General features: G+C 72.3%; 14 protein-coding genes. 6 read left to right on the forward strand and 8 right to left on the reverse strand.

Features of this window, described 5'->3' with window-relative positions; genetic code table 11:
- The first annotated feature begins 579 nt into the window (after window positions 1-579).
- On the forward strand, window positions 580-918 hold the full coding sequence (locus B6R96_RS15960) for a MerR family transcriptional regulator (protein WP_081522766.1): 339 nt from the start codon (window positions 580-582) through the stop codon (window positions 916-918).
- A gap of 132 nt (window positions 919-1050) precedes the next feature.
- Here the strand turns inward: B6R96_RS15960 and B6R96_RS38985 are convergent, their stop codons facing one another.
- Window positions 1051-1782 (reverse strand): GbsR/MarR family transcriptional regulator, encoded by a 732-nt coding sequence (locus B6R96_RS38985; protein ID WP_081522767.1) that lies wholly within the window; start codon window positions 1780-1782, stop codon window positions 1051-1053.
- Between the two features lie 260 nt (window positions 1783-2042).
- On the opposite strand from B6R96_RS38985, the gene B6R96_RS15970 reads away from it, so the two are divergent.
- The 4 genes from B6R96_RS15970 to B6R96_RS15985 all read left to right on the forward strand — a co-directional run bounded on the left by B6R96_RS15970 (window position 2043) and on the right by B6R96_RS15985 (window position 5021).
- The gene (locus B6R96_RS15970; protein ID WP_081522768.1) at window positions 2043-2708 is read left to right on the forward strand and encodes a DUF4097 family beta strand repeat-containing protein; all 666 of its coding nucleotides are present in this window, start codon (window positions 2043-2045) and stop codon (window positions 2706-2708) included.
- Window positions 2709-2737: 29 nt separating this feature from the next.
- Window positions 2738-3724 (forward strand): ATP-binding cassette domain-containing protein, encoded by a 987-nt coding sequence (locus tag B6R96_RS15975; RefSeq protein ID WP_081522769.1) that lies wholly within the window; start codon window positions 2738-2740, stop codon window positions 3722-3724.
- Complete coding sequence (locus tag B6R96_RS15980; protein ID WP_081522770.1) at window positions 3721-4512, forward strand: ABC transporter permease; 792 nt, start codon at window positions 3721-3723, stop codon at window positions 4510-4512. The genes B6R96_RS15975 and B6R96_RS15980 overlap by 4 nt, the downstream gene beginning before the upstream one ends.
- Window positions 4513-4658: 146 nt before the next feature.
- Window positions 4659-5021, forward strand: coding sequence for a hypothetical protein (locus tag B6R96_RS15985; protein ID WP_081522771.1), 363 nt, complete (start codon window positions 4659-4661; stop codon window positions 5019-5021).
- A 38-nt stretch (window positions 5022-5059) separates the two neighbouring features.
- Here B6R96_RS15985 and hemB read toward each other — a convergent pair whose 3' ends face one another.
- Complete coding sequence (gene hemB, locus B6R96_RS15990; protein WP_079405748.1) at window positions 5060-6061, reverse strand: porphobilinogen synthase; 1002 nt, start codon at window positions 6059-6061, stop codon at window positions 5060-5062.
- 131 nt (window positions 6062-6192) lie between these two features.
- Window positions 6193-7242, reverse strand: a complete 1050-nt coding sequence (locus tag B6R96_RS15995; protein ID WP_081525123.1) for a saccharopine dehydrogenase family protein — start codon at window positions 7240-7242, stop codon at window positions 6193-6195.
- Between the two features lie 149 nt (window positions 7243-7391).
- On the opposite strand from B6R96_RS15995, the gene B6R96_RS16000 reads away from it, so the two are divergent.
- A complete protein-coding gene (locus B6R96_RS16000; protein ID WP_081525124.1) occupies window positions 7392-8345 on the forward strand; it encodes a helix-turn-helix domain-containing protein in 954 nt (317 codons plus the stop codon).
- A 42-nt stretch (window positions 8346-8387) separates the two neighbouring features.
- Here B6R96_RS16000 and proP read toward each other — a convergent pair whose 3' ends face one another.
- From proP to B6R96_RS16025, 5 genes are all read right to left on the reverse strand, one after another.
- The gene (gene proP / locus B6R96_RS16005) at window positions 8388-9887 is read right to left on the reverse strand and encodes a glycine betaine/L-proline transporter ProP (protein WP_081522772.1); all 1500 of its coding nucleotides are present in this window, start codon (window positions 9885-9887) and stop codon (window positions 8388-8390) included.
- A 156-nt stretch (window positions 9888-10043) separates the two neighbouring features.
- Window positions 10044-11711 carry a uroporphyrinogen-III synthase gene (locus tag B6R96_RS16010; RefSeq protein WP_030722644.1) on the reverse strand — a complete coding sequence of 556 codons (1668 nt, stop codon included), beginning with the start codon at window positions 11709-11711 and terminating at the stop codon, window positions 10044-10046.
- Window positions 11708-12676: a hydroxymethylbilane synthase gene (gene hemC, locus B6R96_RS16015; protein ID WP_081522773.1), complete on the reverse strand. Its 969-nt coding sequence runs from the start codon at window positions 12674-12676 to the stop codon at window positions 11708-11710. Before hemC ends, B6R96_RS16010 begins: the two co-directional genes overlap by 4 nt.
- Window positions 12673-14379: a glutamyl-tRNA reductase gene (locus B6R96_RS16020; protein ID WP_030388027.1), complete on the reverse strand. Its 1707-nt coding sequence runs from the start codon at window positions 14377-14379 to the stop codon at window positions 12673-12675. The genes hemC and B6R96_RS16020 overlap by 4 nt, the downstream gene beginning before the upstream one ends.
- Window positions 14376-15182, reverse strand: coding sequence for a redox-sensing transcriptional repressor Rex (locus tag B6R96_RS16025; RefSeq protein ID WP_053175422.1), 807 nt, complete (start codon window positions 15180-15182; stop codon window positions 14376-14378). Before B6R96_RS16025 ends, B6R96_RS16020 begins: the two co-directional genes overlap by 4 nt.
- Window positions 15183-15235 lie beyond the last annotated feature (53 nt).

Raw genomic sequence — 15235 nt, forward strand, 5'->3', positions numbered from 1 at the left:
TCTGTTTCGGCCGGAGTAGACATTGGATGGTGGCGTGGTTATGGTTTCTCTCGTAGCCAGAGACAGCAGGGCCCGGCAGAGACGAACTGCCGGGCAGCAGTACCCGCAGTTGCAGTGCGCATGACGGTGCGGTGGTGGAGTTCCGAAGCCAGGGATGTTGCACGACGGCGACGGGACTGACGACCGGACCGGGTGGCCCGCAGTGATCAGGGGCCGCCGAGGCGATACCCGGCAGTGAAGTGAGTAGCAGTAGTACCGAGCGGAGCAGTACACGCAGCACCAGTAGTTCGCAGTTCCCCGCTTGGTAAGCAGTTGATCATCCGAGGGATGAACGGAGGGATTGGGCGCCATCAGGATCGCCCGGGCGGAAGTCTGAGCCCGGGTACCGCAGGACATCGACAGTGAGGTGGTCTCCGGTCAAGCAACCGCGATCCCCGCATCTCCCGCCCCCGTTCGGGCGGGTCAGCGGATACAGGAAGCCGGCGCGGTATCAGGGCCGGCAGATGGTGTAGCAGTTCCTTCGGGGCCCTGGTGCCGTTCGGCGCCAGGGCCCCTCCACGCGTTCCACAGAGAGGTTCCATGACAGCAGATGACTCGTTCGGCCGTCTCGATGACGACGACTACCCCGCCTACACGATGGGCCGGGCCGCCGAGATGCTCGGCACCACCCAGGGCTTCCTCCGCGCCATCGGCGAAGCCCGCCTGATCACCCCGCTCCGCTCCGCCGGCGGCCACCGCCGCTACTCCCGCTACCAACTGCGCATCGCCGCCCGCGCCCGGGAACTCGTCGACCAGGGCACCCCCGTCGAGGCCGCCTGCCGCATCATCATCCTCGAGGACCAGCTCGAAGAGGCCCAGCGCATCAACGCCGAGTACCGCCGCGCCACCGATCCGGCGAAGCTTCCCACCGAAGGCTGATCCACAACCCCGGCGGGGACGTCCCGGGCAACCACCCGCCGACCCGCCGCGGAGGCCCGCACGGGGGCGCGTTCCACCAGGAGCCAGCAGCAGCCGGCGCCGCAGCACGTCCTCGGACAGGTTTTCTCGGGATCAGGCAGGGTCGTCCGGGGGTGTCGCCGGCTTGGTGTGGAGGACCGCGCGGGCCTGTTCCGCGGCGCGGGTGATGCCCTCGGAGACGAAGTCCATGAAACGGGCGATGTTCTCCAGGCGGTTGGCCGCCGGGGTGTCCGGACCGAGGATGCTCACGCCCTGCCGTGCGGTCGCGATGATCTGCTCGTTGACGCGGGCGGAGGCGATCGTCGCCTGGTACCAGACGTCGTCGTCGACGAAGTAGCGCTCGCGGCGGCGCTCGTCGCGTTCCCTGCGGACGAGGCCCTGGCCTTCGAGGAAGGTGATCGCCTTGGAGATGGACGCCGGGCTGACCTGGAGGCGCTGGACGAGTTCGGCCGCGGTGAGGCTGCCCGAGTCCGTTATGTAGAGGCAGGCCATCACCCGGGCCATCATCTTGGGCGTCCCCGCCTGAATGAGGACGTCGGTGAACGCCTCCTCGTACTCGCTCACCGCCTCCGGGTCGCGTCCGTGGGCCTGCGGGGGCGCCTCGGCGCCGCGGGGCACGGCCTGCCTGCGGTGCGCGCGGCGTTCGGTGGCGCGGTGCGCCAGGTCGGCGCGGTAGCCGCCCGGCCCGCCGTTGCGCATGACCTCGCGCGAGATCGTCGACGTCGGACGGTCCAGGCGCCTGGCGATCTCCGCGTAGGCGAGGTCGTCGGCCAGCCCCAGCGCGATCTGCTGGCGTTCCTGCTGGGTGAGCCTGCCTCCCGGCATCGCGATCTCCTTCGTGGTGGGTCCGCAGTGGGTTCACGGTGTCTCCCACTATAGCGTTCACTTCCATTTCATTGCAACGAGCAACGCTCTCCGCGTTGCATTAAGCGCGAAACCATTGCAATGAAATCCCGCCTGTGAGCTGGGAGTTCTATGTTTTGACGCAACAGACTTGTTGCCAGACACGCGAACGCAACGTAGCTTTTCATTCATCAGAAACGGCACGGCGCACCGAGCGCCGGCCGATACGAAGGAGAAGCACCATGCAGAAGTTCGCCACCTCGGCCCCGATCTCCGCCGTCCTGGACATCCCCGCCGGACGCATCCGCCTCATCGCCGCCGACCACGCCGACACCACCGTCGAGATCCTCCCCGCCGACCCCGCCAAGGGCCGCGACATCAAGGCCGCCGAGCAGATCACCGCCCACTACCAGGACGGCGTCCTGCGCATCGAGGCCGCCCCCGCCAAGCACCGCGTCCTCGGCCATCCCGGCTCGGTCGAGATCACCGTCCAGCTCCCGGCCGGCTCCCGCATCGACGCCAAGGCCGCCACCGCCGAGTTCCGCGGCGTCGGCCGCCTCGGCGAGGTCACCTACGAAGCCGCCCACGGCACCGTCAAGCTCGACGAGACCGCCGACGCCCGCCTCGCCCTCCAGGCCGGCGACATCACCGTCGGCCGCCTCGCCGGCAACGCCGCCATCAGCACCCAGAAGGGCGACCTCCACATCACCGAGGCCACCGGCGGGAACCTCGAACTCTCCACCCTGGCCGGCGATGTGAACATCGGCGCCGCCCGCGGAGTCTCCGCCTCCCTCGACGCCGGCACCACCTACGGCCGCATCCACAACACCCTGCAGAACAACGGCGCCGCCGACCTGACCATCCGCGCCACCACCTCCTACGGCGACATCACCGCCCGCAGCCTCTGACCCCGCGACCTCCCGAGGAGCACACCACCATGACCGACCTGGCGATCGCGGCGAACGGGCTGCGCAAGTCCTACGGCGACAAGACCGTCCTCGACGGCATCGACCTCGCCGTCCCCGAGGGAACGATCTTCTCCCTGCTCGGCCCGAACGGCGCCGGCAAGACCACCGCCGTCAAGATCCTCTCCACCCTCGTCACCCCCGACGCCGGCGACCTGCGCGTCGCCGGCCACGACCTGGCCGCCCACCCGCAGGCCGTCCGCGCCGCGATCGGTGTCACCGGCCAGTTCTCCGCCGTCGACGGCCTGATCACCGGCGAGGAGAACATGCTCCTCCTCGCCGACCTGCACCACCTGTCCCGGCGCGAGGGCCGGCGGGTCACCGCCGAACTCCTGGAGCGCTTCGACCTGGTCGAGGCCGCGAAGAAGCCCGCGTCCACCTACTCCGGCGGCATGAAGCGCCGCCTCGACATCGCGATGACCCTGGTCGGCAGCCCGCGGATCATCTTCCTCGACGAACCGACCACCGGCCTCGACCCGCGCAGCCGCCACAACATGTGGCAGATCATCCGCGAGCTCGTCTCCGACGGGGTGACGGTCTTCCTCACCACCCAGTACCTGGAGGAGGCCGACCAGCTCGCCGACCGCATCGCCGTCCTCAACGACGGCAGGATCGCCGCCGAGGGCACCGCCGCCGAGCTGAAGCGGCTGATCCCCGGCGGGCACGTCCGGCTCCGCTTCACCGACCCCGCCGCCCACCGGTCCGCCGCGCTCGCCCTGCCCCGGGCGACCCGCGACGACGAGGCACTGGCCCTGCAGATCCCGAGCGACGGCAGCCAGCGCGAGCTGCGCTCCCTCCTCGACCGACTGGAGAGCGCCGGCGTCGAGGCCGACGAGCTCACCGTCCACACGCCCGACCTCGACGACGTGTTCTTCGCCCTCACCGGCGGCGGCACCCGCATCCCCGACCAGCCCGGCCACACCGACCACACCGACCAGACTCAGGAGAACGCCCGATGAGCACCCTCTCCCTCGCCGTGCGCGACTGCTCCACGATGCTGCGCCGCAACCTCCTGCACGCCCGGCGCTACCCGTCGCTGACCCTGAACCTGCTGCTCACCCCGGTGATGCTGCTCCTGCTCTTCGTCTACATCTTCGGCGACGTGATGAGCGCGGGCATGGGCGGCGGCGGCGCCGACCGCTCCGAGTACATCGCCTACGTCGTCCCCGGCATCCTGCTGATGACCATCGGCAGCACCGTCATCGGGGCCGCCGTGTCCGTCTCCACCGACATGTCCGAGGGCATCATCGCCCGCTTCCGCACGATGGCGATCTACCGCGGCTCCGTACTCATCGGGCACGTCGTCGGCAGCGTCCTGCAGTCGATCGCCAGCGTGGTCCTCGTCGGCGCCGTCGCCGTCGCCATCGGCTTCCGCTCCACGGACGCCACCGCCCTGGAGTGGCTGGCCGCCTTCGGACTGCTCTCGCTGTTCGCCCTCGCACTCACCTGGATCGCCGTCGGCATGGGCATGGCCAGCCCCAACGCCGAGGCCGCCAGCAACAGCGCGATGCCGCTGATCCTGCTGCCGCTCATCTCCAGCGCGTTCACCCCGATCGACGCGATGCCGGGCTGGTTCCAGCCGATCGCCGAGTACCAGCCCTTCACCCCGGCCATCGAGACCCTGCGCGGCCTGCTCCTCGGCACCGAGATCGGCCACAACGGCTGGCTCGCGGTCGCCTGGTCCATCGCCCTGGCCGCCCTCGGCTACCGCTGGTCGACCGCCTCGTTCAACCGCGACCCGAAGTAGCCCTCATGACAGCGCAACCCGTTCCGCCCCAGGGCGGCGTGCCCCGACACCACGGTCGGAGTGCGCCGCCCGTCGGCGTTCCGCCCCACCGCCGCCTGAGTACCGGCACTCATGTGCCCGCCCCGGCCCGCCGGTTGACTGGCCGCATGGACGACACGCCGCTCCCGCCCACCGACACCCCGCGCCGACCGCGCGCGTTCGTCGCGCCGCTCCTCGCCAGCCTGCTGGCGCTGCCCATGGCGGCCGTCGCGTTCTTCTTCGTCGGGATGTCCCCGATGGCCTGCGACTCCTGCGGCACCGCGGCGAGCGACCGGTTCGACGCCTCGTACCAGGTCGCCTTCGCCGTCTTCGGGTTCGGCCTGCTCCTCGTGGCGGCCCTGCTCGTCGTCGCGTGGGCCCTGCCCCGGCAGCGGCGCTACGCCGCCGCCAGGGTGTGGTGTGCCATGGCCGCCCCGGCCGCCGTCGTCCTCGACGTCATCGTCTTCCACGGCCTCGTCGACTGGCCGTAGCGCCGGCGCGCGTCAGCGGACGCGGGCCTCAGCGGACGTCAGCGGGCCTCGCGCAGCCAGCCCGCGACCTCGGTCGCCCAGTAGGTGAGGATCGTGTCGGCTCCCGCGCGCTTGATGCCCAGCAGCGTCTCCAGGATCGCCCGGTCGCGCTCGATCCAGCCCTTCTCCGCCGCCGCCTCGATCATCGCGAACTCGCCGCTGATCTGGTACGCCGCCACCGGTACGTCGACCGCCTGCGCGACCCGGTACAGGATGTCGAGGTAGGGGCCGGCCGGCTTGACCATCACCATGTCCGCACCCTCCTCCAGGTCGAGGGCGAGCTCCCGCAGGGACTCCCGGGCGTTCGCCGGGTCCTGCTGGTACGTCTTGCGGTCGCCCTGCAACGAGGAGGCGACGGCCTCGCGGAAGGGACCGTAGAAGGCGGAGGTGTACTTCGCCGTGTACGCGAGGATCGAGACGTCCTCGTGCCCGGTCTCGTCCAGCGCGTCACGGATGACGCCGACCTGACCGTCCATCATCCCGCTGGGCCCGACCACGTGGACGCCCGCGTCGGCCTGGACCTGAGCCATCTCCGCGTACCGCTCCAGCGTCGCGTCGTTGTCGACGCGACCGTGCTCGTCCAGCACGCCGCAGTGGCCGTGGTCCGTGTACTCGTCCAGACACAGGTCCGACATGATCACCAGGTCGTCCCCGACCTCGGCCTTCACATCGCGGATCGCGACCTGGAGGATCCCGTCCGGCTCGGTGCCCGCCGTGCCCCGCGCGTCCTTGTTCTCGTCGGCCGGGACACCGAACAGCATGATCCCGGCGACCCCCACCTCCACCGCCTCCGCGGCGGCCTTCCGCAGCGTGTCCCGGGTGTGCTGCACGACGCCCGGCATCGCGGAGATCGCCAGGGGCTCGCTGATGCCCTCCCGGACGAAGGCCGGGAGGATCAGGTCCGAGGGGTGCAGCCGGTTCTCCGCGACCATCCGCCGCATCGCCGGGGTGGTGCGCAGCCGGCGGGGCCGCGAACCGGGGAAGGATCCGTACGCGCTCATCTTCAGTCGCCTCTTCGAGCATCGACAGCAGTCCGGACAAGGGTAGAGCCCGGCAGCGCGGGGCCCGGGCCCCTGCCCCCGGGCTCCCCCCGTCCCCCGCCCCCGGGCTCCCCCGTCCCCGGCCGCCGGGATCAGCGCGCGACCTCGACCGACAGGTACGGGGCCAGCGCCCGCAGGAAGTCCGGCGCGTCGAACATCGCCGCGGCCGAGGCCACACCCGTGGCCCGGGCCCGCCCGGACAGCAGCCGCTCGACGGCCTCCACCGCCAGCGGCGCCGTGACCGCGTAGATGTCCCGGCCCCGGGCCGTGGCGCGGCGCTCGGCGCCGCCCGCGCGGACCAGGACGTCCACGACGAACGTCTGGTCCGACCGGCCCTGGTCGTCGACCGCCTCCGGCGCCGGCGTGTCCGCCCCGGCGAGGTCCCGCGCGGCCTCCACGGCCATGTACGTACGCACCTCGGGCACGGCCACGTGGCTGGGCACGGTGACGACGTCGGCCATGGTGAACTCGGCGATCACCGTCCGCCGGCCCAGCGGCTCCGGGAAGAGCCACTCCTGCTCCGACAGTTCGTCGTCGTGGTGGCGCAGCGCACCCTGCGCGAACCGCAGCCGGCGGCCCGCACGGCGCTGGTGGGAGACCTCGCCGGCCACCCGGGTGCCCTCCGTGGGCCGCCAGCTGCTCAGCCCGTACGCGACGTGCACCTCGTCCGCCGCCTTCCACCCGCCCATGGCCGCGCCGACCAGCAGGTCGCCCAGGCCCCCGAAGAAGGCCATGGCCGGCACCACGGGCACCCCGGCCTTGCGGGCCGCCTCCGCGTGGTCGGCGAACATCGCCGCGTTCGCCTCGATCTCCGCCGCGACGTCGACGTACGGGATCCCGGCGCGCAGGGCCGCCCCGACGACCGGGCCGCCCGTCACCGCGAACGGTCCGGCGGCATTGATCACGGCCGCAGCTCCCGCGAACGCCCGGTCCAGCGAGGCGGGGTCGTCCACGGAGGCCGGCCGCACGAGCAGGTCCCCGTGCTCGGCGGCCAGCGCCGCCAACCGGTCCGCGTTGCGGCCGGAGACCACGGTGGCGATGCCCCGCCTGCGCAGCTCGGCGACGACGAAACGGCCGGTGTGGCCCGTGGCCCCGTAAACCACCACGGGACCCGCCGCATACGCCGCTCCCGTGCTCGTCATGTCCGTCGTACCGGTCGTGTCCGCCGTACCCGTCGTGCTCATCGCGTTCCCCGTCCCCTGCGCCCTCTGCGGCTCGATGGACCCAGTCTCGGGGCGGACCCGGCCCGACCGTGATGGTCCGGAACGACATCACCCGTACACTTTCGGACATGCCCACTGTCGCCCTGGCGGCCGCCGGTCACATGCTGCACTTCGAGCTGGCGGTGGCCTACGAGATCTTCGGCAATCCCCCGCCCGACGCCCCGCAGGGCTGGTACGACGTACTGCTCTGCGGCCCCGGCCCCGTGCGCGTCGGCCCGTTCACCGTCGAGCCCGACCACGGGCTGGAGCGCCTGGCCCGGGCCGACACCGTGATCGTGCCCGCCTGCGCCGACGTCGACGAACCGCCGCCGCCCGAGCTGGTCGAGGCCGTACGCGCGGCCCACGCGGCCGGCGCCCGCGTCGCCTCCCTGTGCACCGGCGCCTTCGTACTCGGCGCCGCGGGCCTGCTCGACGGCCGGCGGGCCACCACCCACTGGGCGCACGCCGCGGAGCTGAGCGCACGTCACCCGCGGGCCGAGGTCGACGCCGACGTCCTCTACACCGACAACGGCAGCGTGCTCACCGCCGCGGGCAAGGCCGCCGCCGTGGACCTGTGCCTGCACCTGATCCACCTCGACCACGGCGCCGCCGTCGCCAACTCCATCGCCCGCCGCCTCGTCATGGCGCCCCACCGGACCGGCGGCCAGGCCCAGTTCGTCTCCACCCCGGTCCAGGTGTCGGGCGGCGCCGACCACCAGCTCGCCGACCTGCTCGCCTGGGCCCAGCAGCGCCTCGACCGGCCGCTGACCGTCACCGACATGGCGCGCCGGGCCAATACGAGCCCGCGCCACCTGGGCCGGCAGTTCCGGGCGGTCACCGGCCGGACCCCGCTCCAGTGGCTGCTGACCCAGCGCGTGCGGCGCGCCCAGGAGCTGCTGGAGGCCACCGACGAGACGATCGAGGCGGTCGCCGCCGCCACCGGCATGGGCACCGCCACCACCCTGCGGCGCCAGTTCAAACGGGTCGTCGGCGTCCCGCCCGACACCTACCGCCGCACCTTCCGCACCACCCACCCCGCCTGACCGGCCGGCCCGGTTCAGGAACCGCCCGGCGGAGGCGGCCGGTCAGAACTTCGGTTCCGGCGTCCGGGCGGCGCACAGTTCTGCTGCCTCCTCCTCGGTCTCCACCGACGGCGGAGACCCGTCGAGCGGCTTCTGCGCGGTCTCCTTCATGCACGCCACCGCGAGGATGCCGACCAGGGCCGCCCCCATCGCGTAGAACGCGGGCATCAGGTTCGAACCGGTCCAGCCGATCAGGGCGGTGATCACCAGCGGCGTCGTCCCGCCGAAGAGGGACGCCGACAGGTTGTAGCCGACCGACAGGGAGCCGTAGCGGACCCGGGTCGGAAAGAGGGCCGGCAGCGCGGCGGACATGGTGCCGAGCATGCAGACCAGCGAGAGGCCCAGCATCAGCATGCCGGCGGTGATCGCGGGGATGCCGCCCTGGCCGATCAGCGGGAACGCCGGGAGGGAGAGCAGGAAGAAGCCCGTCATGCCGCCCATCAGCAGCGGCTTGCGGCCGTAGCGGTCGGAGAGGGCGCCGACCCGGCTGACGACGAGCATCAGGGCGACCATCACGCCGAGCAGGATCAGCAGGCCGTGCGTCTCGCTGTAGCCCAGTTCGTCCGAGAGGTACGTCGGCATGTACGACAGCAGCATGTAGTGGGCGATGTTGTACGCGCCGACCAGGCAGACGCACAGGATCAGCGTCGGCCAGTACTCGCGGAAGATCTTCGCCAGGTCGCCCTTGGCGGTGGTCTCCACCGCGTCGGCGGCCTCGGTGGCGCGGGCGCGCGCGCCACCGTCCAGCCTCTGGAAGGCGGGGGTCTCGTCCAGGCGCATCCGCAGGTAGAGGCCGACCAGTCCGAGCGGCCCGGCGACGAGGAACGGCACGCGCCAGCCCCAGGAGTCCATCGCCGCGTCGTCGAGCAGCGCGTACAGGGCGGTCACCAGACCGGCCGCGCCGACGTAGCCGGCCAGGGTTCCGAATTCGAGGAAGCTGCCGAAGAAGCCGCGGCGCCGGTCTGGCGCGTACTCGGCGATGAAGGTGGAGGCGCCGCCGTACTCCCCGCCGGTCGAGAAGCCCTGGAGCATCCGGAAGAGGATCAGCAGGGCCGGGGCCCACAGCCCGATCGCCCCGTACGAGGGGATCAGGCCGATGGCGAAGGTGCCCACCGCCATCATGATCATGGTGAGGGCCAGGACCTTCTTGCGCCCCATGCGGTCGCCCATCGGGCCGAAGAACATCCCGCCCAGCGGCCGCACCAGGAAGGCCACGGCGAAGGTCGCGAAGGAGGACATCAGCTGGGTGGTGTCGCTCCCCGACGGGAAGAAGACGCGCCCCAGGGTGACGGCCAGGTAGGAGTAGATGCCGAAGTCGAACCACTCCATGGCGTTGCCGAGCGAGGCCGCCTTCACGGCGCGCTTGACCGCCACGTCGTCCGTGACGGTGATGTCGGTCCGGCGGAGTCTGGGGTTCAGCCGCTGACGGACGGCTCGGAAGAGTACGGGATGGCGCTTCACCGCTTCCGGATCGGCCACCTGCGGGGTTCGGGGGGCCGCCATGGCCGGTCCTTTCCTCGGTGGGTGTTCCAGCCCTCCCGTCTGCGCGATCACCGCGCTCCCAAACGGGCCGAAGGTCCCGGTGCGAGGTGGATCACACAGCGAAGGGCCCGGGTGCTCACCGCACCCGGGCCCTGATCACTTCCCGCGCTAAGCCGCTCACGTCGTACGACGCCGCCGCGCGCCCGGCCGCCGCTCGCTCGGCCGGAACACCGTCTCGCCGGCCTCCTTGGCCGCCTCGCGGCGCGCCGCACCGTACTCGGCGAGAGCCTCCGCCAGCTTCGACACCGACGGCTCCGGGGACAGCACGTCCACGCGCAGCCCGTGCTCCTCCGCCGTCTTGGCCGTCGCCGGCCCGATACAGGCGATGACGGTCACGTTGTGCGGCTTACCGGCGATCCCGACCAGGTTGCGGACCGTGGACGAGGAGGTGAAGAGCACGGCGTCGAAACCGCCGCCCTTGATCGCCTCACGCGTGTCCGCCGGCGGCGGCGACGCACGCACCGTCCGGTAGGCGGTGACGTCGTCGACCTCCCACCCGAGCTCGATCAGCCCGGCGACCAGCGTCTCGGTCGCAATGTCGGCGCGCGGCAGGAACACCCGGTCGATCGGGTCGAAGACCGGGTCGTACGGCGGCCAGTCCTCCAGCAGTCCGGCAGCGGACTGCTCACCGCTGGGCACCAGATCCGGCTTCACACCGAACTCCACCAGCGCGGCGGCGGTCTGCTCGCCCACCGCGGCGACCTTGATGCCCGCGAAGGCGCGCGCGTCGAGCCCGTACTCCTCGAACTTCTCGCGGACGGCCTTCACGGCATTGACCGAGGTGAAGGCGATCCACTCGTAGCGGCCCGTCACCAGGCCCTTGACCGCGCGCTCCATCTGCTGCGGGGTGCGCGGCGGCTCCACGGCGATGGTCGGCACCTCGTGGGGCACCGCGCCGTACGAACGCAGCTGGTCGGAGAGCGAAGCGGCCTGCTCCTTGGTCCGCGGCACGAGCACCCGCCAGCCGAACAGCGGCTTCGACTCGAACCAGGACAGGTCCTCGCGCCGCGCGGCGGCGCTGTGCTCACCGACCACGGCTATGACGGGCCGGGCGCCCTCCGGCGAGGGGAGCACCTTGCCCTGCTTGAACACCTGGGCGATCGTGCCCAGCGTCGCGCACCAGGTCCGCTGCCGCGTGGTGGTACCGGCGACGGTCACCGTCAGCGGGGTGTCGGGCTTGCGCCCGGCGCTCACCAGCTCGGCGGCGGCCGCCGAGACCGTCTCCAGCGTCGCGGACACGACGAGGATGCCGTCGCTCGCACCCACCTCGCTCCAGCAGCGCGCCGACGCGGTCCGCGCGTCGACGAACCTCACGTCCGCGCCCTGCTTGTCGCGCAGCGGGACACCGGCGTACGCGGGTACGCCCACCGCGGTCGCGACACCGGGCACCACCTCGAAGGGGATGCCGGCCGTGGCGCAGACGAGCATCTCCTCGGCGGCGTTCCCGTCGAGTCCGGGGTCGCCCGTGACGGCACGCACGACCCGCCTGCCGGAGCGTGCGGCCTCCATGACAAGATTGGCCGCGTCCCGGATCACCGGGACCCCGGCGGCTGCTGACACTTCGTCAGCAATCGTCAGCTGCGGCGTGTCGACATTCGCGCGCGCATGCGTCCGTACGACCTCGAGCACCTCGGGCTCCGCGATCAGTACGTCCGCGGCGGCGAGCGCCTCGACGGCGCGCAGCGTCAGCAGACCCGGGTCGCCCGGGCCGGCACCGAGGAAGGTGACGCGTCCGTGGGCGGCGACGGCCGGATAGGCGGAGGTGGTCGGAATTGAGGGGTTCAAAGCGATCGCTCCCCCATCAGACCGGCCGCGCCCTTGGCCAGCATCTCGTCCGCGAGTTCGCGGCCGAGCGCCATGGCCTCGTCGTACGACTGGGGCACGGGACCGGTGGTGGACAGCTGCACCAGCGTCGTGCCGTCGAGGGTTCCGACGACGCCGCGCAGGCGCATTTCATTGACAATCTCCCCGTCCGCCAGAAGGTCGGCGAACGCGCCCACGGGTGCGCTGCAACCGGCCTCCAGGGCGGCGAGCAGGGAACGCTCGGCGGTCACGGCGGCCCGGGTGTGCGGGTCGTCGAGTTCGCCGAGCGCGGCGACGAGGTCCGTGTCGGACGCGAGGCACTCCACGGCCAGGGCGCCCTGGCCGGGAGCCGGCAGGACGCTGTCGACGGACAGCAGGTCGGTCGCCTCGGCACCGCGCCCGATCCGGTTCAGCCCGGCGGCCGCCAGCACGACGGCGTCGAGCTCACCGTCCCGGACGAAGCCGATCCGGGTGTCGACGTTGCCGCGGATCGGCACCGTCTCGATCCGCTTGCCGAGCGACAGCGCCAGGTGGTTGAGCTGGGCGGTGCGCCGCGGCGACCCGGTACCGATCCGGGCACCGTCGGGCAGCTGCTCGAAGGTCAGGCCGTCCCGGGCGACGAGCGCGTCCCGCGCGTCCTCGCGGCGCGGCATGGCCGCGATCACGAGGTCGTCGGGCTGCGCGGTCGGCAGGTCCTTCAGCGAGTGCACGGCGAAGTCGACCTCACCGCGCAGCAGCGCGTCGCGCAGGGCCGTGACGAACACGCCCGTCCCGCCGATCTGCGAGAGGTGCTCGCGCGAGACGTCGCCGTAGGTCGTGATCTCCACGAGCTCGACGGCCCGGCCGGTGACGGCCCGTACCGCGTCGGCGACGTGCCCCGACTGGGACATGGCCAGCTTGCTCCGCCGCGTACCGAGCCGCAGCGGCTGGTCGGGACGTGTGTTCATGATGCCCGTCCTGGGTCGTCGTCGTTCATCGGATCGGCCGCGTCCGCCCGGCTGACGGAAGCAACCGTCTGAGGGTCGAGGTCGAAGAGTTCGCGCAGCGCTTCTGCGTACCCGGCGCCGCCGGGCTCGCTCGCGAGCTGCTTGACGCGCACGGTCGGCGCGTGGAGGAGCTTGTCCACGACGCGGCGCACGGTCTGGGTGACCTCGGCACGCTGCCGTTCGTCGAGGTCGGGCACCCGCCCGTCGAGCCGCGCCACTTCCATGGCCACGACCTCGGCCGCCATGGCCCGCAGGGCGACGACGGTGGGCGTGATGTGCGCGGCCCGCTGCGCCGCCCCGAAGGCCGCCACCTCCTGGGCGACTATGCCGCGTACGGCGTCGACGTCGGCCGCCATCGGGGCGTCGGCGGACGCCTCCGCGAGCGACTCGATGTCCACGAGCCGTACGCCCGGGATCCGGTGCACGGCCGCGTCGATGTCCCTGGGCATGGCCAGGTCGAGCAGCGCGAGCCGGACGGCGGTCGGCCGGGCCTGCGTACGGGTGCTCCTGCGGGGCTGCCGCTGTGCGGCGGCCTCGCCCTGGTCGGCCCAGGTCCCGTGCAGTTCGAGGGAGTTGGCGTCGACCCCGGTCAGCGCGGAACGCCCGTCCGGCCCGACGGGACAGACGTCGCCCTCGGCGGCCCCGGAAATGGTCCGCACGGCCCCGGCGTCGGCGAGCCGCCCCCCGTCCCGGGCAGCGGCAACCAGCCGAGCCAGCACATCGGCGTCCTGCCCGGCCAGTTCCAGCCCCGCCGGCGCCCGCACGGAACCGGCGGCACCGGACGGATCCGGCCCGGCCGGCGCCTGGGGCGCGGGGTCCGGGGCGGCGCCCCAGGACACGGCGGCCAGCACGTCGTCGGCGCTCAGCACGAGACCGGTCGCACCGGTGCACGAGACGACCACGTCGACTCGTGTCAGCTCATCGGCGACGCGAGCCATCGGCACGGCCGCGGCCGAGACCCCGGTGCCCGAGGCAACCAGAATTTCCGCGAGCCGCTCCGCCCGGTCGGCGGTCCGGTTCGCCACGACGATCTCCGCGACACCGACCCGCGCCAGCGTCGCCGCGGCCAGCGAGGACATCGACCCGGCCCCGATCACCAGCGCCCGCTTGCCCGCGGCCCACTCGCCGACCGGTACGCCCACGGCCAGCTGCTCCAGCCCGAAGGTCACCAGCGACTGGCCCGCCCGGTCGATGCCGGTCTCGGAGTGCGCCCGCTTGCCGACCCGCAGCGCCTGCTGGAACAGGTCGTTGATCAGCCGGCCGGCGGTGTGCAGCTCCTGCCCCAGCGCCAGCGCGTCCTTGATCTGGCCGAGGATCTGCCCCTCGCCCACGACCATCGAGTCCAGCCCGCACGCCACCGAGAACAGGTGGTGCACCGCCCGGTCCTCGTAGTGCACGTACAGGTACGGGGTGAGCTCCTCCAGCCCGACCCCGCTGTGCTGGGCGAGCAGCGTGGACAGCTCCGCGACACCGGCGTGGAACTTGTCCACGTCCGCGTACAGCTCGATGCGGTTGCAGGTGGCGAGCACGGTCGCCTCGGTCGCCGGTTCGGCGGCGAGGGTGTCGTGCAGCAGCTTCACCTTGGCATCGGCGGACAGGGAGGCCCGCTCCAGCACGCTCACGGGCGCGCTGCGGTGGCTCAGCCCTACGACGAGCAGACTCATGCCGGCATCACCGCCGGCACGTCGCCCTCGGGCCCGCCCTTGCGCGTCTCGGCGGCGCTGCGCCCGGCCGGCGGCACCACGGCCGCGGCGGGTGCGGCGCCGCCCACGGAGGAGCCGCCGGCGGCAGCGGCGGCCGCTTCCTCACCGGCCTTGCGCTGCTCGTGGAAGGCGAGGATCTGGAGCTCGATGGAGAGGTCGACCTTGCGCACGTCCACGCCCTCGGGCACGGACAGCACGGTGGGCGCGAAGTTCAGGATGGAGGTGACGCCGGCCGCGATCAGCCGCTCGCTGACCTGCTGGGCCGCACCGGCCGGCGTCGCGATGACCCCGATCGAGACGCCGTTCTCCGAGATGATCTTCTCCAGATCATCGGTGTGCTGCACGGCCATGCCCGCGACCGGCTTGCCTGCCATCGCCGGGTCCGCGTCGATGAGGGCCGCGACACGGAAGCCGCGCGCGGAGAAACCGCCGTAGTTGGCGAGCGCGGCGCCGAGGTTACCGATTCCGACGATGACGACCGGCCAGTCCTGCGTCAGGCCGAGCTCGCGGGAGATCTGGTAGACGAGGTACTCGACGTCGTAGCCGACGCCGCGGGTCCCGTAGGAGCCCAGGTACGAGAAGTCCTTGCGCAGCTTCGCGGAGTTGACTCCGGCGGCGGCCGCGAGCTCCTCGGAGGACACCGTGGGCACCGATCGCTCGGAGAGCGCGGTGAGGGCACGCAAGTACAGCGGAAGCCGGGCGACAGTGGCCTCGGGAATACCTCGGCTGCGGGTCGCCGGTCGGTGAGTTCGGCCAGTTGCCACGATGCTCCTGCGGGATGAGCGGGGCTGCAGGCGGCCACTTGTCCCAGGACCGC

Origin of the sequence: Streptomyces sp. Sge12 (assembly GCF_002080455.1) — a bacterium.
In the GTDB taxonomy this organism is placed as follows: domain Bacteria; phylum Actinomycetota; class Actinomycetes; order Streptomycetales; family Streptomycetaceae; genus Streptomyces.

Bases quoted from the DNA above. Each gene is read 5' to 3' on its own strand.
- hemC (WP_081522773.1), bottom strand. From the start codon at position 12,676: ATGAACACACGTCCCGACCAGCCGCTGCGGCTCGGTACGCGGCGGAGC.
- B6R96_RS15975 (WP_081522769.1), top strand. From the start codon at position 2,738: ATGACCGACCTGGCGATCGCGGCGAACGGGCTGCGCAAGTCCTACGGC.
- B6R96_RS15960 (WP_081522766.1), top strand. From the start codon at position 580: ATGACAGCAGATGACTCGTTCGGCCGTCTCGATGACGACGACTACCCC.
- B6R96_RS15970 (WP_081522768.1), top strand. From the start codon at position 2,043: ATGCAGAAGTTCGCCACCTCGGCCCCGATCTCCGCCGTCCTGGACATC.
- B6R96_RS38985 (WP_081522767.1), bottom strand. From the start codon at position 1,782: ATGCCGGGAGGCAGGCTCACCCAGCAGGAACGCCAGCAGATCGCGCTG.
- hemB (WP_079405748.1), bottom strand. From the start codon at position 6,061: ATGAGCGCGTACGGATCCTTCCCCGGTTCGCGGCCCCGCCGGCTGCGC.
- B6R96_RS15985 (WP_081522771.1), top strand. From the start codon at position 4,659: ATGGACGACACGCCGCTCCCGCCCACCGACACCCCGCGCCGACCGCGC.
- B6R96_RS15980 (WP_081522770.1), top strand. From the start codon at position 3,721: ATGAGCACCCTCTCCCTCGCCGTGCGCGACTGCTCCACGATGCTGCGC.
- B6R96_RS16000 (WP_081525124.1), top strand. From the start codon at position 7,392: ATGCCCACTGTCGCCCTGGCGGCCGCCGGTCACATGCTGCACTTCGAG.
- B6R96_RS16020 (WP_030388027.1), bottom strand. From the start codon at position 14,379: ATGAGTCTGCTCGTCGTAGGGCTGAGCCACCGCAGCGCGCCCGTGAGC.
- B6R96_RS15995 (WP_081525123.1), bottom strand. From the start codon at position 7,242: ATGACGAGCACGGGAGCGGCGTATGCGGCGGGTCCCGTGGTGGTTTAC.
- proP (WP_081522772.1), bottom strand. From the start codon at position 9,887: ATGGCGGCCCCCCGAACCCCGCAGGTGGCCGATCCGGAAGCGGTGAAG.